General features: G+C 69.0%; 19 protein-coding genes. 11 read left to right on the top strand and 8 right to left on the bottom strand.

Going from position 1 to position 18,300, the window contains the following annotated elements:
* Window positions 1-28: 28 nt before the first annotated feature.
* Together GJG85_RS08730 and GJG85_RS08725 are read right to left on the bottom strand one after the other, a co-directional pair.
* Window positions 29-1,042, bottom strand: coding sequence for a hypothetical protein (locus tag GJG85_RS08730; protein ID WP_089488454.1), 1,014 nt, complete (start codon window positions 1,040-1,042; stop codon window positions 29-31).
* A 53-nt stretch (window positions 1,043-1,095) separates the two neighbouring features.
* Window positions 1,096-1,359, bottom strand: a complete 264-nt coding sequence (locus tag GJG85_RS08725) for a hypothetical protein (protein ID WP_124630372.1) — start codon at window positions 1,357-1,359, stop codon at window positions 1,096-1,098.
* Window positions 1,360-1,473: 114 nt separating this feature from the next.
* Between GJG85_RS08725 and GJG85_RS08720 the strand changes: the two genes are divergently transcribed.
* The 6 genes from GJG85_RS08720 to GJG85_RS08695 are packed head-to-tail and all read left to right on the top strand — an operon-like array spanning window position 1,474 to window position 6,900.
* On the top strand, window positions 1,474-2,616 hold the full coding sequence (locus tag GJG85_RS08720) for an acyl-CoA dehydrogenase family protein (RefSeq protein WP_050012681.1): 1,143 nt from the start codon (window positions 1,474-1,476) through the stop codon (window positions 2,614-2,616).
* A gap of 49 nt (window positions 2,617-2,665) precedes the next feature.
* A complete protein-coding gene (locus tag GJG85_RS08715) occupies window positions 2,666-3,568 on the top strand; it encodes a CoA ester lyase (protein WP_050012680.1) in 903 nt (300 codons plus the stop codon).
* Between the two features lie 8 nt (window positions 3,569-3,576).
* Window positions 3,577-4,230 (top strand): pyridoxal 5'-phosphate synthase, encoded by a 654-nt coding sequence (locus GJG85_RS08710; RefSeq protein WP_050012679.1) that lies wholly within the window; start codon window positions 3,577-3,579, stop codon window positions 4,228-4,230.
* Window positions 4,221-5,459 (top strand): cystathionine beta-lyase, encoded by a 1,239-nt coding sequence (gene metC, locus GJG85_RS08705; RefSeq protein WP_239468895.1) that lies wholly within the window; start codon window positions 4,221-4,223, stop codon window positions 5,457-5,459. Before GJG85_RS08710 ends, metC begins: the two co-directional genes overlap by 10 nt.
* On the top strand, window positions 5,453-6,097 hold the full coding sequence (locus GJG85_RS08700; RefSeq protein ID WP_050012677.1) for a glutathione S-transferase: 645 nt from the start codon (window positions 5,453-5,455) through the stop codon (window positions 6,095-6,097). The genes metC and GJG85_RS08700 overlap by 7 nt, the downstream gene beginning before the upstream one ends.
* 20 nt (window positions 6,098-6,117) lie before the next feature.
* The gene (locus tag GJG85_RS08695; protein WP_124640231.1) at window positions 6,118-6,900 is read left to right on the top strand and encodes a glutamine amidotransferase; all 783 of its coding nucleotides are present in this window, start codon (window positions 6,118-6,120) and stop codon (window positions 6,898-6,900) included.
* Here the strand turns inward: GJG85_RS08695 and GJG85_RS08690 are convergent.
* The 5 genes from GJG85_RS08690 to GJG85_RS08670 form a co-directional block, all read right to left on the bottom strand.
* Window positions 6,823-7,494, bottom strand: a complete 672-nt coding sequence (locus tag GJG85_RS08690) for an autoinducer binding domain-containing protein (protein ID WP_185641082.1) — start codon at window positions 7,492-7,494, stop codon at window positions 6,823-6,825. The genes GJG85_RS08695 and GJG85_RS08690 overlap by 78 nt on opposite strands.
* A gap of 148 nt (window positions 7,495-7,642) precedes the next feature.
* Window positions 7,643-8,074 (bottom strand): hypothetical protein, encoded by a 432-nt coding sequence (locus tag GJG85_RS08685; RefSeq protein ID WP_050012700.1) that lies wholly within the window; start codon window positions 8,072-8,074, stop codon window positions 7,643-7,645.
* Between the two features lie 59 nt (window positions 8,075-8,133).
* Window positions 8,134-9,672 carry a DHA2 family efflux MFS transporter permease subunit gene (locus tag GJG85_RS08680; RefSeq protein ID WP_089488453.1) on the bottom strand — a complete coding sequence of 513 codons (1,539 nt, stop codon included), beginning with the start codon at window positions 9,670-9,672 and terminating at the stop codon, window positions 8,134-8,136.
* On the bottom strand, window positions 9,669-11,033 hold the full coding sequence (locus GJG85_RS08675) for an HlyD family efflux transporter periplasmic adaptor subunit (RefSeq protein ID WP_124630375.1): 1,365 nt from the start codon (window positions 11,031-11,033) through the stop codon (window positions 9,669-9,671). The genes GJG85_RS08680 and GJG85_RS08675 overlap by 4 nt, the downstream gene beginning before the upstream one ends.
* A 9-nt stretch (window positions 11,034-11,042) precedes the next feature.
* Window positions 11,043-12,542 carry an efflux transporter outer membrane subunit gene (locus GJG85_RS08670; RefSeq protein WP_176015662.1) on the bottom strand — a complete coding sequence of 500 codons (1,500 nt, stop codon included), beginning with the start codon at window positions 12,540-12,542 and terminating at the stop codon, window positions 11,043-11,045.
* Between the two features lie 103 nt (window positions 12,543-12,645).
* Here GJG85_RS08670 and GJG85_RS08665 point away from each other — a divergent pair, with 103 nt between their 5' ends.
* Complete coding sequence (locus tag GJG85_RS08665; protein WP_050012673.1) at window positions 12,646-13,482, top strand: helix-turn-helix transcriptional regulator; 837 nt, start codon at window positions 12,646-12,648, stop codon at window positions 13,480-13,482.
* A gap of 120 nt (window positions 13,483-13,602) precedes the next feature.
* Window positions 13,603-14,970, top strand: a complete 1,368-nt coding sequence (locus tag GJG85_RS08660) for a glutamate--cysteine ligase (RefSeq protein WP_089488653.1) — start codon at window positions 13,603-13,605, stop codon at window positions 14,968-14,970.
* 19 nt (window positions 14,971-14,989) lie between these two features.
* Here the strand turns inward: GJG85_RS08660 and GJG85_RS08655 are convergent, their stop codons facing one another.
* Window positions 14,990-16,102, bottom strand: coding sequence for a 3-deoxy-7-phosphoheptulonate synthase (locus GJG85_RS08655; protein ID WP_060733859.1), 1,113 nt, complete (start codon window positions 16,100-16,102; stop codon window positions 14,990-14,992).
* A gap of 383 nt (window positions 16,103-16,485) precedes the next feature.
* Here GJG85_RS08655 and GJG85_RS08650 point away from each other — a divergent pair, with 383 nt between their 5' ends.
* From GJG85_RS08650 to GJG85_RS08640, 3 genes are read left to right on the top strand one after another with little or no spacing between them, the layout of a single operon-like run.
* Entirely contained in the window at window positions 16,486-16,896 is a 411-nt protein-coding gene (locus GJG85_RS08650) for an acyl-CoA thioesterase (protein WP_204383245.1), read from the top strand.
* A 28-nt stretch (window positions 16,897-16,924) separates the two neighbouring features.
* Entirely contained in the window at window positions 16,925-17,575 is a 651-nt protein-coding gene (locus tag GJG85_RS08645) for a hypothetical protein (RefSeq protein WP_204383244.1), read from the top strand.
* On the top strand, window positions 17,572-18,123 hold the full coding sequence (locus GJG85_RS08640) for a shikimate kinase (protein ID WP_050012670.1): 552 nt from the start codon (window positions 17,572-17,574) through the stop codon (window positions 18,121-18,123). The genes GJG85_RS08645 and GJG85_RS08640 overlap by 4 nt, the downstream gene beginning before the upstream one ends.
* The last annotated feature ends 177 nt before the right edge of the window (window positions 18,124-18,300 follow it).

The raw sequence follows: 18,300 nt of genomic DNA, 5'->3' as shown, positions 1-18,300 counted from the left end.
TCATTACGCCAATGACATTCCACCATCACTAGAAATTGCGCGCCACGCCGACCATGAACATGTCCTGGTCCTTGTCGTTGCCGGTTGCGACACGATTGAAGCGCAAGCTCGCCGCCCACTCGTTCGTGATCCGATAGGCCACTTGCGCGCTGAGCAACGCATTGAGTCGTGTCGTGCCGGAAACGTCGTTCCGATCCCGCGAGAGATACGGACCGACGCCGGCCGAAAGCGTCCATTTGCTCGTGACCGGCGCGACGTACCAGAATTGCGCGGCCACGCCTCGTCGGCCGGCCACGCCATTGTTGCCTTCATAGATGAAGCTCGCCGAATAGGCCCACGCATTGCCGAGCGGCCGCTTGACTTCGACCATGTATCCTTTTTCGATCGGCACTCGAGGGCGGTTCGTCTGCGACGTCCCGGCCCAAACGCCGACCTGCGTCTTGCCGTCCGAAAACACCGGGCCAGGAGCGCCGCCGAAATCCGAGCCGATACCGAAGAGCACCGCGTCGGAATTGAATCCGCCAATCATCTGGACGTGGTTGTACTGCAGCTTGAGGAAGAAGCGGTTGGGAACGACGTAATACCGCACCGCTGCCGACGCACGCACGCCCCAGCGCTTTTCATTGCGTGGCTGGTCGTCGACATGTGTCGTGTCCATGCTGAAATACGGGCCCGCCGAAAATTCGAGTGCCATACGACTGCCGAGCGGCCAACGAAACGAACCCAACGCGGCGAAACCGTCACGGTGGTGATCCAGCGGATGCCCCTCGTTCAAATAGGCAAGATAGACGGAGAGGTAGTCATTCAAGACGTCGCCGAAGCCGACTTCGTACGCACGCCAATGCATGTCGCCGCCTTCGGTCGCGCGTCCGTCGCCATACACCGCATAGGCGTTGAGCGTTCTCTCCGATGATTTGGGCCCGCTCGGCGAGCTCGAAGGACCGTCCTCGGCGTGCGCGTGTACCGGGCACGCCAGTATTGTCAGACCAGCGATCGAGCTTGCGAGGACGAAGCGCGAACGGATGCGACGGCACGGTCCCATTTGGACACCCCCTCACCTTGGTCACCGCGATTTCGTGGAGAAGTTGATAGCGATTATAGGCGGCGTCCGGTCAGACGGCTGACGTGCATCGCATGCCGACATCGGGCAGGCGCATCGACGACGAAGCCATCGACGATGCAACCGCTCGCCTGCTCGCCCGTCGTTCCCGCGAGCCGCGCGACGATGTCGCAAACCGTTCGCAGAACGTGCGGCTGAAATGCGACATGTCGTTGATCCCCGCCGCAACGCGACGCCCCGTTTTTGTCTACATAGATCAGGCTCGTGTCGCCCTCTCCCGATCCCGCCAAACCGCTCATTCACCCTGCAACTACCACTACTGCCAGTACCTGCGCTGTCCCTGCCCCCTTAACCTTGTCGTCATCGCTGGCGCGCCGTCGACGGCCGCGCCGCTTCGACCGGAGACACGACAGATGCCATTCGACTGGACACAGGAACAGTACGCGACACGTGCGCGCTTTCGCGATATCGGCGCGGAGATCGCCGCGGCCGTGGAGCAGGACGGCCGCACGCCGGCCGAATTCGACGAGGCCGGCTGGACGCGGCTTGGGCACGAAGGACTGTGGGACATGATCGTGCCCGACACGTATGGCGGCGACGGTCACGGCTGGTGGCATTTTTCCGCGGCGCTCGAAGGGCTTGCGTCGTCGATCCGCCGCCCTGCGCTGCTGCTGTCGGTGATCGCGCAGGCCGGCATGGTGCGCGCACTCGAGCGCCACGGCACGGCGGCGCAGCAGGACCGCTATTTCGGCGCGATCCTGCGTGGCGAACTGAGCGCGACCGCGATTGCCGAGCCGGGCACCGGCACCGACGTGCGCAGCATCGCGACGACGCTCGCCGAGCACGGCGACGGCTACCGGCTGACCGGCAGCAAATTCAATATCGCGCATGCGCCGCTCGCGCGCTTCATTCTCGTCGTCACGCGCATCGAAACGCCGGGCCGGCGCAACACCGCGCTCGTCATCGTCGATCGCGATCAGCCGGGCATGACGGTGTCCCCGCCCGACCGCAAGCTCGGCCTCGAAGACCTGCCCACCGGCGCGCTGCATTTCGACGACTGTCCGATCACGCGCGGCCAGTTGCTCGGCGAACCGGGTGCCGGGCTCGGCAACCTGATCGACATCATCTCGCTCGGCCGTCTCTATTACGGCCTCGTCGCGGCGCAGGTGACGACGCCCTATCTGCGCGATGCGATCGGCTATTGCCGCGAGCGACGCAGCTTCGACAGCACGATCGATGCCCACCAGTACGTGCAGCGCCGCCTCGTCGACCTGCAGATCGGCATCGAGCGCGGCACGTGGCTCGCGCGTGGCGCGCTCGCGCAGTTGCTGACGGATCACCCGCAGGCGTTGATGACGTGCTCGATCGCGAAGCTGGTCGGCGCACAGGATCTCGTCGACGGCGCGATCGGTCTCGTGCGGCTGTACGGCAGCCTCGGCTATCAGGCCGGGCCCGTGGCCGCGTTCGCGGCGGACGCGCTGGGCTTCATGAGCGTCGGCGGCACCGAGGAAATGCATCGCAAGAACATCTTCAACCAGATGATGCGCGCCGGCTGAGTGCCCGCGCCATCGCCACGCGCACCCCGCGCCCTACAGGAAACCACGCATGACACCGACGAACCGACGCCCTTCCCGCCTGCGCCGCTCCTGGCTGTTTCTCGCCGGCGCCGATCACGATGCGCTCGTTGACGGCACCGCGAGCGGCGCGGATGTGCTGATCCAGGAACTCGAAACCTTTACGCCTCCCGACCGGCGCCCGGCCGCGCGCGAACTGAGCGAGCGGGTGCTCGCCGGCTGGCGCGACGCCGGCGTGCTGGCGTCCGTACGCGTGAATCCGCTCGACGCGGGCGGCATCGACGACCTGCGCGCCGCGATGCGCGGCCGCCCGGACATCGTGATGATGTCGTACGTCGCGACGCCCGAGCAGGTCGTCGCGCTCGACGAAGCCGTCACGCGTTTCGAGCGGGAATACGACATCGCGCCGGGCTCGACCGAACTGGTGCCGAACGTCGAGACGACGCTCGGCCTCGTGAACACGATGGCGATCGCACGCTCGAGCCCGCGCGTGTCGGCCGTGCTCGTCGCGACCGAGGACATGGTGGCCGACATGGGTGCCGAGCGCACCCGTGCGGGCCGCGAGCTCGACTACGTGCGCTCGCGTTTTCGCGTCGAATGCGCGGCGGTCGGCGTGACTGCGATCGACTGCCCGTACAGCTATGCCGACAACGAAGGCGCGGAGCTCGACATGCGCGTGTCGCGCGACCTCGGCTACCAGGCGAAAGCGATCGTCAACGCGCAGTTCGTGCCGGCCGTCAATCGCGTGCTGACGCCGACGGCCGATGAAGTCGCTCTCGCCCGCCGCGTGATCGACGCGTTCGATCACGCGCGGCGTACCTCCGGCGGCCGTCGTGTAGCCGCCGCCGTCGTCGACGGCTTCCTCGCGGAAGTCCCCGACTATCTCGCCGCGCATCGGCTGATCGCCCGCGCGACGCAATTCGGCATCGCATGAGTGTCGCCATGGATACGATCGCCACGCGCCTGAAGGCGCTGAAAACCCTCGCGCATGCCGCGCCGCACGTGCCGGCCGACCACTGGGCCGATACGCCGCACGCGCAGTTCGAACGCTGGCTCGACGAGGCCGTGACCGCGGGCGCGCTCGAACCGCAGGTGACGACGCTGTCGACGGTCCGCCCGGACGGACGGCCCGATGCACGTTCCGTCGTGCTGCTGAACCTCGACGCGCGCGGCTGGCATTTCGCGGCGAACGCACGCAGTCCGAAGGGGCGCCAGCTCGCGAACCTGCCGTTCGCGGCGCTGACGTTCTACTGGCCCGCGATCGCGAGCCAGATCCGGCTGAGCGGCCCGGTCGAGCGCTTGCCGGACGCCGAAGGCCATGCCGATTTCGCGAGCCGCCCCGAGCGGTCGCGCGCGAGCATCCTGGCCGGACGGCAAAGCGAACGGCTCGACGATCCGGCCGACCTGGCGCGTGCGATCGACGCGCAGCTCGAACGGCTGGCCGCCGATCCGGCGCTCGTGTCGGACGACTGGCACCTGTATACGCTGGCGCCGGACGACGTCGAGTTCTGGCGGGCCGACAGTTCGCGCCGTTTCGCGCGGCAGGCGTATCGCCGCGCCGGCGAGCGCTGGGAGCGGTGCGCGCTATGGCCGTGAAGCGTGACGAACCGCCGTCGCTGCCGCGCGACGGCATGCATGACCGCCTGCACGACGACACGCGGCTCGCGCACGCCGGCCGCGACAGCGCCGCATGGCACGGCTTCGTCAATCCGCCCGTCTACCATGCGTCGACCGTGCTCAGCCCGACGGTGTCGGATCTGCTGAACCGCACGCAGCCGTATATCTACGGCCGTCGCGGCACGCCGACGACGGACGCGCTCGAGCGCGCGGTGACGAGCCTCGAAGGCGGCGCCGGCGCGGTGCTGTGCCCGTCGGGCCTGTCCGCGTGCACGCTCGCGCTGCTGTCGTGCCTGACACCCGGCGACCATCTGCTGATGACCGCATCGGTCTACGGCCCGGTGCGTCACGCATGCGAAGGCGTGCTGGCGCGGCTCGGCGTCGAGACGACGTGGTACGACGGCAGCACGCCCGTCGCGGCCGTGTTTCGTCCGAACACGCGCGCACTGTACGTCGAGGTGCCCGGCTCCTACACGTTCGACATGCACGACATCCCTGCCCTCGTGCGGCTCGCGCACGCGCACGGCGCGCAGGTCATCGCGGACAATAGCTGGGCCACGCCGCTGTTCTTTCAGCCGCATGCGTTCGGGATCGACGTGTCGATCCAGGCCGGCACCAAGTATCTGGTCGGGCACTCGGATGCGATGCTCGGCACGGTGTCGGCCAACGCGCGCGCGTGGCCCGCGCTGAAGCAACTGCACGGTGATCTCGGACTGTGCGCGGGCCCCGACGACGTCTATCTCGCGCTGCGCGGATTGCGCACGCTCGGCGTGCGGCTGCGGCAGCACCAGCGCAACGCGCTCGCCGTCGCGAGCTGGCTCGAGCGGCGTCCCGAGGTGCAGCGGGTGCTGTATCCGGCATTGCCGGGCGACGACGGCCACGCGCTGTGGCGCCGCGATTTCCGCGGCGCGTCGGCGCTGTTCTCGATCGTGCTGCAGCCCGCGCCCGCGCATGCGATCGACGCGTTTCTCGATCACCTGACGCTGTTCGGGCTCGGCTATTCGTGGGGCGGCTACGAGAGCCTCGCGCTGCCGTTCGAGCTGGACGCGCACGGCCTCGCGGCGCGCTGGCCGTCCGGTAGCCGCGGCGTGCGCCTGCACATCGGGCTCGAGGATGCGGACGACCTGATCGCCGATCTTGCGGCGGGCCTCGACCGCTATGCGGCATGCGCGTCGATCGCCGCTTGCGAGGATGCCGCGCGATGCTGACCGTCTGGGGCCGCCGCACGTCGTTCAACGTGCAGAAGGTGTTGTGGCTCATCGGCGAGCTCGGCCTGCCGTACCGGCATATTGCGGTCGGCGGCGAGCATGGCTCGCTGCAGACGCCCGCGTTCGCGGCGCTGAATCCGACCTGCCGAATTCCGGTGATCGACTGGGACGGCGACGTCGTGTGGGAGTCGCACACGATCCTGCGCTATCTTGCCGCGCGCGTGCCGAACAATCCGTTCTGGTGCCGCGACACGTTCGCCCGCTCGCGCGCGGAGCGCTGGATGGACTGGTCGCAGACCGCGCTCGAGCCCGACGTGATGACCGGCTTGTTCTGGGCGCTCGTGCGAACGCCGCCGGAGCGGCGCGACGAGGCGATCGTGCTCGACAAGGCCGCGCGCAGCGCGACGCATTACCGGCTGCTCGACCGGCTGCTGTCGACCCAGCCGTTTCTCGGTGGCGCGTCGCCGGGCCTGGCCGACATTCCGGCCGGTGCGACGCTGTTCCGCTATTTCTCGCTCGACGTCGAGCGGCCGCCGTTGCCGCACGTCGAGGCCTGGTACGCCCGCCTGTGCCGACGGCCCGCCTATCGCGAACAGGTGATGGTGTCGTTCGACGCGTTGCGCGGCCAGCCGGGCTGACCTTCTACCGACCACCCGACATGACGCACTTAGCCCTTCGTCCGATCCTGATCGTGCTGCATCGCGAACAGTCGAGCCCCGGCCGGATCGGCCGGCTGCTCGCCGCCCGCGGCCATCCACTCGACATCCGCCGCCCGCCGCTCGGCGATCCGTTGCCGGCGACGCTCGCCGACCATGCGGGCGCCGTGGTGTTCGGCGGGCCGATGAGCGCCAACGACGGCGATCGCTGGATCCGCGACGAGATCGACTGGATCGGTGTGCCGCTGCGCGAGGCGGCGCCGTTTCTCGGCGTCTGCCTCGGCGCGCAGATGATGATTCGCCATCTGGGGGGGCGCGTGAATACGCATCGCGACGGGCGCGCGGAAATCGGCTACTGGCCGATCGCCGCGACGCCGGCCGGCCGTCGGCTCGGTTCATGGCCGTCGCACGTGTACCAGTGGCATCGCGAAGGCTTCGAGCGCGTGGCCGGGCTCGAGATCCTCGCGACCGGCGAGCATTTCGAGAACCAGGCCGTCCGTTACGGGCCGCGCGCGTACGGTGTCCAGTTCCATCCGGAAGTGAGCTATTCGATGATGCGGCGCTGGAGCACGGCGGCCGCGCACAAGCTGACGGTGCCCGGCGCGCAGGACCTGGCGACGCAGGCCAGCGAAGGCTGCCGGCACGACCGCGCGACGGCCGCGTGGCTCAGCGCGTTTCTCGACCGCTGGCTCGACGAGACGCCGGCGTCAGGTCGGCACCGTCACGTCGGAGATGCTGATCAGCCCCCACTCGACCGCGCGCAGCACGGCTTCGTGCCGACGTGACACGTTGAACTTGCGGCGGATGTTCATGAAGTGGAAGTTGATGCACGACTCGGTCACGTTCAGGATGTGGCCGATTTCCCACGAGGTCTTGCCGGCCGCATGCCAGCGCAGGCACTCGACCTCCCGCCGGCTGAGGCGCGGCACGCTGTCGGGCGGTGCGTGGCAGCGTGTGCCGGCGATCGCTTCGCAGGCGATGTCGCGCAACAGCGTGAGCGCCGCCAGATGCCGGTCGCAGCGCTCGCACGTGGCGGCGAGATCGTCCGCGCTCGCGCACGACAGCATGCCGACCTCCCCCTTCGGGCCGCGCACGGGCAGCACGACGCCGCTGCGCATGCCGTACGCGGCCGCCGCTTCGTAGCATGGCCGTTGCTCGGGCAGCCCGAACAGCGCGCCGTCCCAGACGAGCGGCAGCGCCGAACGGAAGCAATGCTGCAGCATCGGGTCGATGCGGTCGAACTGCCGCTGCCGGTACAGCGCCGTCCAGCCCGGCACGCCGCTGCTCCACTTGCGCGCGAGATCGAACGACGCGCCGGCGAACGGCAACACGATCAGCACGACCTTGTCGAACCCCATGCCGGCGGCCGCGTCGGTCATTCGCTGCCATGACGCGTCCGTGTCGCCGGGTACCAACCATTTCAGACAATCCAGTCCTTTCATACAGGCCACCCCGTTTAATTGTTGGAATCTGCAATCAGGCGGACTTGCGCAACCGGTTCGAGGCGTTGCGCGCGAACGGGCCGCGCTAGACCGCCTCCGTCAAGCGTCGCCGACCGGCCTGCTTCGCGTCGTCGAGCGAAGCCGTCACGTCGAACGGAATCCCGAACGCCTTTTCGATGCCGGCCGCGTTGGCGATGGCCGCTTCGCGCTCGCGCGGGTCCGGTTCGACCGACACGAGCGCGCGGCAGACCGCGGCGAGCGCGGCGCGGTTCTGCTTGAGCCACATGCCGCGTTCCTTGCGGTCGTCGTGCTGCTCGTCGGGCCGGGCCGGCGGAAAGATCATGACAAACGGCTCGCCGTGCCGCATCAGCGCGTGCATGTCGTCGAGCCAGCGCTGCGCGTAGCCGGCGGATGCGATTGCATCGTTGCGCACGACGACGAGCGGAAATTCCGTGACGTCGAACACGGCGAGCGCCGCCAGTGCGGACGGCGCGTTTTCAGCGTGGTGGGTAGGCATCGGGTCAATCTCCATCGAATTGAACAGCATGGGTTGGAACGGGCCGCGCGGCGCCCGTTTCATCGTTTCGCGGCGGCGCCGGGGCCGAATGGCGGGCGGGCGAGCCATACCACCGCGATCACCGCGAGATACACGCAGCCGAGCGCGAACGACACGTCGTTGAACGAAATCTGGTAGGCCTGAGCGTCGACCAGGTTGCCGAGCAGCGTCGCCGCGCGTTGCGGATCGCCGCCGCCGAGTTGCGCGAGTTCGGCGCGAACGGCCGGATCGAACTTGCTCAGGTGCTCGCTGAGCTGCGCGTGATGCAGGATCGCGCGCCGGTCCCACAGGAACGACGTGATCGACACGGCGAAGCTCGCGCCGAGCGTGCGCAGGAACGTGGACAAGCCGGAGCCCGCGGCGATCTCGTCCGGCTTCAGGTCGGACAGCAGGATGCTGTTGATCGGCATGATGAACAGCGCGAGGCCAAGGCCCTGCAGCAGCTGGATCAGCGCGATGTGCGTGAAGTCGACGTCGGGCACGAAGCCCGCGCGCAGGAACGACGACGTGCCGAGGATCGCGAACGCGCAGCACACGAGCACGCGCATGTTGAAGCGCGGTGCGTACTTGCCCATGAACGGCGTCATCAGCACGGGGATCACGCCCATCGGCGCGACGGCCAGCCCCGCCCAGAACGCCGTATAGCCGAGCGTGCGCTGCAACCACTGCGGCACGATCACGTTGACCGCGAAGAACGCCGAGTACGCGAGCACGAGCGTCAGCGTGCCGGCCGCGAAGTTGCGATGCTTGAACAGCCGCAGGTTCACGATCGGGTTCGGCTCGTTGAGCTCCCAGATCAGGAACAGCGCGATCCCGAACGCGGCGACCACCGACATCACGACGATGAACGTCGAGTTGAACCAGTCGGCTTCGTTGCCCTTGTCGAGCACGATCTGCAGCGCGCCGACGCCGACCACGAGCGCCGCGAGACCGACATAGTCGACGCGCGCGGCAACCGTCGTCTCGACGCGCGCGCGCATCTGCGCGAACACGCACATCGCGGCGAACACGCCGATCGGCAGATTGATCAGGAACGCCCAGCGCCACGAGTAATGTTCCGTCACCCAGCCGCCGAACACGGGGCCCGCGATCGGCGCGACGACGGTCACCATCGCGATCATCGACAGCGCGAAGCCGCGCCGCTGCGGCGGGTAGATCGACAGCATCAACGCCTGGGTGGTCGGGATCATCGGCCCGGCCACGAGGCCCTGCAGCGCGCGGAACGCGACGAGCTGCGGCAGGTTTTGCGCAAGGCCGCACAGCAGCGACGCGAACGTGAACGCCAGCGTCGCCCATACGAACAGCCGGACCTGCCCGACGCGCTTCACGAGAAACCCGGTCAGCGGCAACGCGATCGCATTGCTGACCGAGAACGTCGTGACGACCCATGCGCTCTGCGTCGTGCTGACGCCGAAGTTGCCGGCGATCGTCGGCAGCGACACGTTCGCGACGGTGCCGTCGAGCACCTGCATGAACACCGCGAGGGCGAGGCCGAACGTCGTCAGCGCGACGCTCGACGGACGAAAGCCGGCGTCGGCGGCCGGCATCGGGCCGCTCATCGCACACGCTCCGCATGCACGGCCGCCGGCAGGTTCGCATGCACGACGTCGGCGATCAGGCTGTCGGCGCGCGCGAGCTCGTCGCGGTACACGTCGGTCCGGAACACCGGCGCATCCTGCGCGCGATGCGACAGCATCGCACCGCTGCGGTCGTGCTGGTCGACGCGCGCATGCATCGACAGGCCGATGCGCAGCGGATGCGCGTCGAGTTGCGACGGGTCCGTCAGTTCGATGCGCACCGGCAAGCGCTGCACGATCTTGATCCAGTTGCCGGTCGCGTTCTGCGCGGGCATCAGCGAGAACGCGCTGCCGGTGCCGACGCCGAGGCTCTGCACGCGGCCCGTATAACGCACGGCGTCGCCGTACAGGTCGGCGGTCAGCTCGACCGGTTGGCCGATCCGCATGTGTTCGAGCTGCTTTTCGGTGAAGTTCGCGTCGACCCACAGCTCGCGCAGCGGCACGACCGCGAGCAGCGGCACGCCCGGCGACACGCGCTGCCCGACCTGCACCGTGCGCTTCGCGACATAGCCGGTGACGGGCGCGACGATGTCGGTGCGCGCACGGGCCAGGTAGGCGGCGCGCAGCCGCGACGCCGCGGCCTGGACGTCGGGATGCGACGCGACCGCGGTGTCGTCGACGAGCGCCTTGCTCGTCTGGTGCTGTTCGGTCAACGTCGCGAGCGCGCTTTGCGCGGCGGCGTACGCGCTTTGCGCGGACGTCAGCGTGTCGAGCGCATGCGCGAGCTCCTCGCGCGAGATCGCGCCGGAGCGGCCGAGATCCTCGCGGCGCCGATAGTCGGCTTTCGCCTTGTCGAGCGCGGTGCGCCGTGCGTCGAGGTCGGCGCGCGCGCCGTCGATGCTGTTCGCGAGCCCGCGCTCGTTGCTGTACAGGCCGCGCACCTTGCGCACCGTGGCCGCGAGGTCGGCCTGCGCGGCCGCGAGCGCGATCTGCGCGTCGCTCGCGTCGAGACGGACGAGCGGCGTGCCGGCGCGAACGAGGTTGCCGTCGTCCGCGTCGATCGACACGACGGTGCCCGTCACCTGCGGCGTCAATTCGACGACGTTGCCTTGCGCGTACGCGTTGTCGGTGGACTCGTACCAGCGGCCGACGATCCCGTACCAGATGCCCCAGCCGACGATGCCGAGCGCGAACACGGCGACGAGCGCGCGCACGAGGTGCTTGCGTCGTGCGGGCGGCGGCGTGGCCGGTGCGGCGCCGCCCGGCGCCGGTTGCGTGCGGGCGTCCGACCCGCCCGGCGCGCGCGGCGCACCGGTGTGGTCGGCCGACGGGGGCTGGCGGGCGCTGGCGGGATCGGCGGTTGCGGGCCGCGCGGGAGTCTGCAGGGTGTTGTCGCTGCTCATGGTTCGATGTCAAGGACGGTGGGAAGGAGTGGCGGCGAGCGCGACGTCGTCCGGCTCGGCATGGAAGCCGCCGCCGAGCGCGGCGACGAGCTGCAGCGACTGGTCCGCGCGCTGGGCGCGCAACGCGGCGACTTCGCGACTCGCGATCAACAGCTGCTGGCGCACGACGAGCGCGTCGAGGTAGCTGCCGACGCCGGCCCGGTAGCGCGCGTCCGCGAGCCGCCATGCATCGGTGGCGGCGTCGAACGCGCGCTGCTGCGCATCGGCCTGCGCCGCGAGCGAATGCAGCCGGTGCAGATCGTCGGCCACCTCGCCGATCGCGCCGATCAGCGTCTTGTTGTAGCCGGCGACCGCGACGTCGTATTGCGCGTCGCGCTTGCGCAGCACGCCGCGCCGTTCGCCGCCGTCGAAGATCGGCAGGCTCACGGCCGGGCTGACGTTGTAGGTGCGCGAGGCGGCCTGGAACAGCGATGCGCCGCCGCGCGTCGCGAGACCGATCAGCGCGGTGAGACTCACGTCGGGCAGGAAGTCCGCGCGGGCGGCCGCGACGTTGCGGCTCGCGGCTTCCACCCGCCAGCGTGCGGCGACGAGATCGGCGCGCCGGCCGAGCAGCGCGGCCGGCAGGTCGGCCGGCACCGCGAGCGCGGCGGTGGGCAGCGGCGCGGGCCGCACGAGCGCGAGGCCGCGATCGGGGCCTGCGCCGAGCAGGATCGCGAGCGCGATGCGCGCGCTGTCGATCGCCTGCGCCGCGCGTGCCTGCTCGCGCATCGCGGCCGCGACTTCGCTTTCGGCCTGGCGCTGCTGCGCGACGTTGTCGATGCCTTTCGTGACACGCTGACGCGTCAGCGACAGCGCTTCGTCGGCGCGATCGTATTCGGCGCGCGCGACGTCCTGCTGATCGAACGCATAGGCGAGATTCACGTAGGCGCGCGCGACGTTGACGGACAGCAGCACGCGCGCGGCCCGTGCATCGATCTGCGCGGCCCGTGCTTCGCCGAGCGCGGCTTCCCACGCGGCGCGGCGGCCACCCCACAGATCGAGATCCCAGCTCAGGCCGAGATTGATCTCGCGCGTGTGGCTGAAGACACCGCCGCCCTCGCCCGGCGAGAACTGCGTGGCGGACGTGCGTTCCCCTTTCGCGCCGGCGCGGCCGACGAGGTGCGGCAGCCGGGCGGCCTGCGCTTCGATCACGAGCGCCTGCGCTTCGCGCGCACGCGCATCGGCGGTCGCGAGATCGGGATTGCCGGCAAGCGCTTCGTCGATCAGCGCATTCAGCTGCGCATCGTTCAGCGCAGCCCACCAGTCGGCGGCTGGCCAGTCGGCGACCGGCGCATGCGCGAGGCTGCGCGATGCGGCGAGCGTATCGGCGCCGCGCAGCGTGCCGGCGGGCGTGAGCCCGTCGCGGCTCGCGCAGGCGCCGAGCATGGCGAGCACGACGGCGACGGCCATTCGCGACAGGACGCGCGGCGCGACGGCATCGCGCGGCGGCGGAGCAAGTACTGCATGCATCGCATTCCTCGGATTCGTTTGAGTTTGAATACGACACGCATTGTTGGACGCTCCCCGGCAAAGCTGATAATGTTGTTTAGACAAAAAATAATGAAATCCGGCCATGCCCATCCGAGACACCTCTCCCGCCCGCGCGGCGCAACGCGCCGACGCCGATCCGAGCGAACGCGCGGACGGCCCATCGCTGATCGCCGTCTGGGGCGAGGACGACGGCAGCAACACCTACCAGCTCGGCACGCGCGAGGTCGACTGGCACAGCCATCTGCGCGGTCAGGTGTTCTGCGTCGAAAGCGGGTTCGCGCACGTGCGCACGCCGCACGGTTCGTGGCTGCTGCCGCCGCATCGCGCGGGCTGGATTCCGCCGGGCGAGCAGCACAAGGTCAGCATCAGCGGTGCGCTGAGCGGCTGGAGCGTCGTGATCGCACCGGCCGCGAGCCGCCGGATGCCCGACCAGCCGTGCGTGATCGCGATCAGCGAACTGATGCGCGCGCTCGTGCGGCGCGCGGTGTCGTGGGCCGACCAGGACCGGCTCGACCTCGAGCAGGCGCGCATGAGCGTCGTGCTGCTCGACGAGATGCGCCGCGCGCCGCACGAACCGCTGCACTTGCCGATGCCGCGCGACCGGCGGTTGCTGCGGATCGCCAACGCGATCCTCGGGCAGCCGCACGACAGCCGGACGCTCGACGCGTGGGCCGAATGGGCCGGGCTGTCCGCCCGCACGCTGAGCCGGCTGTTCGTCGCGGAAACCGGCACGAGCTTCGCGCAGTGGCGGCAGCAGGCGCGGCTCACGCATGCGCTCGAACGTCTGGCGAACGGCGACAGCGTCGCCAACATCGCGGACGCGCTCGGCTATGCGACGCCGAGCAATTTCATCGCGATGTTCCGCCGCGCGTTCGGCGATTCGCCCGCGCATTACTTCGCGAAGCGCAAGCAGCCGTAATGCCGTGCGGCATCGCCCGGCCCCCTATCACCCCTGCCAGTACTGCGCGCGCATCGACGTCGCTATAGTCGCCGTGCGACCGGCCGGTCGGTCGCCCAATGTGACCTGTGGAGGATGTCGATGTCGAACGCCGTCGGATCGGACAACACGCCGATCGTCTCCGAGCAGCAGCTCGCCGATCATCTGGCCGCCGGCTGCAAGCCGGCCGCGCAGTTCCGGATCGGTACCGAGCACGAGAAATTCGTCGTTTCCCACGCGACGCACGCGGCTGCGCGTTATGAAGGACCGTCCGGCATCGCCGAGGTGCTGGCGCGGCTGCGCGGCGACGGGACGCCGATCGTCGATGCCGGGCAGACCGTCGGCGTGATCCAGCGCGACGGCGCCGCGATCTCGCTCGAACCGGCCGGCCAGCTCGAACTGTCGGGTGCGCCGCTCGATACGCTGCACGATACGCACACCGAACTGCATGCGCACCTCGCCGCGGCCCGTGCGGCATGCGATCCGCTCGGCCTGCGCTGCGTGCCGCTCGGTTTTCACCCTCACCTGTCGCGCGACGCGCTGCCGTGGATGCCGAAGCAGCGCTACGCGATCATGCGGCGCTACATGCCGCGCGTCGGCACGCGCGGGCTCGACATGATGCAGCGCACGTGCACCGTGCAGGTCAACCTCGATTTCGCGTCGGAAAGCGACATGGCGCGCAAGCTGCGCGTGTCGCTCGCGTTGCAGCCGGTCGCGACCGCGCTGTTCGCGAATTCGCCGTTCCGCGACGGCCGCCCGTCGGGCTTGCTGTCGACGCGCGCCGACACGTGGCTCGATACCGACGCGGATCGCTGCGGCGTGCCGGCGCTGTTCCTGTCGCGCAGCTTCGGCTTCGAGCGCTACGTGAGCTGGCTGCTCGACAACGTGCCGATGTACTTCGTACGGCGCGGCGATCGCTATGCGGACGCGACCGGGCACACGTTCCGCGATTTTCTGCGGCGGCGCATTCCGCATCTCGAAGGCGAGATGCCGACGCTGGGCGATTTCGCGGACCATCTGACCACGGTGTTCACCGAGGTGCGGCTGAAGCGCTATCTCGAGATGCGCGGCGCCGATGCCGGCTCGCCGGACATGATGGTCGCGCTGTCCGCGTTCTGGACCGGCCTGCTGTACGATCCGGCCGCGCTGTCGGAAGCCGAGACGCTGGCTGCCGAGATCGATCGCGGCACGCTGCTCGCGCTGCGTCGCGACGTGCCGCGTACCGGGCTCGACACGCCGGCCGACGGCCGGTCGTTACGCGCGGTGGCGGCCGATGCGCTCGCGATCGCGCATCGCGGCCTGCGCGCGCGGGCGCGCAACGATGCGGCCGGACGCGACGAATCGATGTATCTCGCGCCGCTCGACGAAATCGTCGCCGGCGCGCCGACCCAGGCCGAACACTGGCTGGCCCGCTATCGCGATGCGTGGGCCGGCGACGCGACGCGGATCCATGACGAAGCCGCCATCTGAGCGCGTCGCGCCGGGCCGCTCACGCGCAGCAGGCAAGCAGCGGCTCGTGCGCGAACTCGGCGCCGAGCGGCAGCGCATGGCCGCGTCGCCGGGTACGCACGGCGTGCGCGAGCGTCTCGAACAGCTGCGCGGTATCGGCGAACGACAGGCACGCGTCCGTGATGCTCTGCCCGTAGCGCAGCGGCACGCCCGGCACGAGATCCTGCCGCCCTTCGATCAGGTGCGACTCGATCAGCACGCCGACGATGCGCGTATCGCCGGCCGCCACCTGCGCGGCGACTTCCGCGCCGACGGCGAGCTGGTTCCGGTACTGGCGTCGGCTGTTGCCGTGACTGACGTCGATCATCACGCGCGGGGCGACGTGCGCGGCCGTCATCCGCTCGCAGGCGGCATGCACGGCGGCCGCGTCGAAGTTCGGCTCGCGCCCGCCGCGCAGCACGACGTGCGTATGCGGATTGCCGGGCGACGCGCTCGCGCATAGCCGGCCGTCGGCATCGATCGACAGGAATCGGTGCGCGTGCGCCGCCGCGCGCATCGCATCGACGGCGACCTGGACATTGCCGTCGGTGCCGTTCTTGAAGCCGATCGGAATCGGCAGCGACGACGCCAGCTCGCGATGCACCTGCGACTCCACGGTGCGCGCCCCGATCGCGCCCCAGGCGACCAGATCGGCCAGGTAGCGCGGCGACAGCGGATCGAGAAACTCGGTCGCGGCCGGCATCTCCGCGCCGTTGAGGTCGCACAGCAGCGCGCGGGCCGTCTGCAGCCCGACGTCGATCCGGTCGCTGCCGTCGAGCAGCGGATCGTTGATCAGCCCCTTCCAGCCGACCGTCGTGCGCGGCTTCTCGAAGTACACGCGCATCACGATTTCCAGCTCGTCCGCGAAGCGCGCGCGTTGCAGCGCGAGCCGTGCCGCGTAGTCGCGTGCGGCGTCGGGATCGTGTATCGAGCACGGGCCGGCGATGACCACGAGCCGGTCGTCCGCGCCATCGAGCACGTCGACGATCGCGCGGCGGGTCGTGTGAACGGTGCGCGACGCGCGCCACGCCGGCGGCAGTGCGCCGGCCAGATCCGCAGGGGACGGCAAGCGCGACACGGCGTCGCGGTTTGTCGTCCAGGCGTTTGCATGCATGGGGACTGCCCTCCTGTCGATAATGAACGGGATTTTTTCACTACAGCGCGACTGTATTGAATGGCGCTTTCTACGCGCAACTAACATATTTATCAGTTTCTAATTCATAACTTTATGAATGAGAAGAATAAGAGTCGGATTCGATAATCGAGGAACCCGGTGCGTGTACGTTTGCGGCGTGTGGAACCGCGTATTCATTGGGTTTCATTCGAAAATGGGGATGTGATTTCGCAGAGGGGACTGCAGGCTGATGCGACTTTCCGCCGCGCGTCGCTATTCGTTCTGATAGTGGCGGCCCGATAGTCGTTCGATTAATTTTCGGATGCCCGAGGGCCATTCGGGCTCGAAAATATAAATCAACCCAGTCATTGCGGAGAGTCACCATGTCGAAACGACATTACGAAAGCCCTATTCACGTCAAGTATCGCGATACGGATTCGATGGGGCATGTGAGCAGCCCCGTCTATTACGACTACCTGCAGCATTCGTATCTCTGCTACATGTTCGACCTGCTCGGCCTGCCCCGCAGCGAGAAACTGCCGCACATCATGGTGAAGACGCAGTGCGAGTACCTCGCGCCCGCGCAATTCGGCGACAACCTGACCATCCGCTCGAGCATCGTGCGCTTCGGCAGCAAGAGCTTCGATCTCGAACACCTGATGGAGCGCGACGACCAGACCATCGTCGCGCGCGGCGTGTCGACGCACGTGATGTTCGATTACGCGAACAACACGACGCTGCCCGTGCCCGACGAATTCAAGACGCGCGTGCTCGAATTCCAGGGGTCGCTGTGATGCGTGCGCACCCATTCGGGAGCGACGCGTGAGCTGCGCGGTGGCGCGCGCCCGGCGCCGGATCGGCGCGATCGTGGAGCGGCGGGACGATCGCGCGATCGTGATCGTCCGGCATGCGGCGCAGGCCTTGCTCGGGCCGGCTGCGCTCGAACGGCACCGTGCGCTCGCGTATCGCCACGAGGACGAGCTGGAGGTGCTGCTGCAGCCGTGCGGTGGCGCGCACGACGGCGTACGGACGCTGCTCGGTCGGCTGCGGGACGCCGGCGTGGCCGTCGCGCTCGACGCGGCGACGATCACGCACGATGCGTCGCTGCTCGAATTCGCGAGCTGGGTCACACGGTGTACGACGACGCCCGACGGCTCGGCGATGGCACCCGACGACGCGGCCGTGCCGGGCGGTGCGCTGCTCTCCGGGCTGGTCGTGCGATGGCGCGATCTGCACGACAGGTGGCGACGGCCCGACCGCGACGCGGGGCCCGAACGCACGCCGCGAACCATTGCGGCGGATGCGGCCGAACACATCGCGGCCGGCGATCCGGACGAGCCGATACTCGGCGCGCTGCTCGACGTCGATGACGCGTCGACCGGCGCGGCGCTCGACACGCTGTCGGACGCAGTGCGCGCGCGACGGATCTGTCTGGCGACGCGGGCGCGCTGGCCGCTCGCGCGACGGTTATGAACACCGCCGTAGCGACGGCCGGCGGGCGCGCGTTTCTGGTCGGCATGATGGGCGCGGGCAAGTCGACGCTTGGCCGCGCGCTCGCGGCATCGCTCGGCTGGTCGTTCGCCGACAGCGACGACGAGATCGAGCGGCGCATGGGGCGCTCGGTCGCCGCGCTGTTCGACCGGGTGGGCGAAGGCGGCTTTCGGCTGCTCGAAGCGCAGATCGTCGACGAGCTGACGCAGCGCGCGAACGTGGTCGTGGCGACCGGCGGAGGCGCGGTTCTGAATCCGCGCACCCGCGCACGCCTGAGCGAACGCGGCAGCGTGATCTATCTGCATGCGGACCCCGATGTGCTGTGGCGGCGTACGCGCGACGACGCGCGGTGTCGGCCGCTGCTGCAGGCGGGCGAGCCGCGGCAGACGCTCGCCGCGCTGTACCGGATGCGTGACCCGCTGTATCGCGAATGCGCGCACGCGCTGGTGGACACGACCGCACACGACGTCTCGCGCGCAACGGCGGAGGTGTTGACGGTGCTGTTTGCGCGGATGAGCGCGCCGGCGTGATGGCGCATTCAGTTCCCTGCCCTTCGAATCGAGCGCACGTTCGGTGGCCCGCGCGTTTTTGAAACGGCGAGTTTGGTTTGCCAACAGTGCTATTGTGATAAGAAAAGTTATCCGGATAGATGCATTGTTTTATCCAACTGCATGTTCCGCGACAGAAGGTTCAGGTCGTCAAACCAC

This window comes from Burkholderia sp. MS389 (genome assembly GCF_016899425.1).
Lineage (GTDB): Bacteria > Pseudomonadota > Gammaproteobacteria > Burkholderiales > Burkholderiaceae > Burkholderia > Burkholderia sola.
Note: the sequence above shows the minus strand (reverse complement) of the source record. Positions and strands in the feature narration are given on the sequence as shown.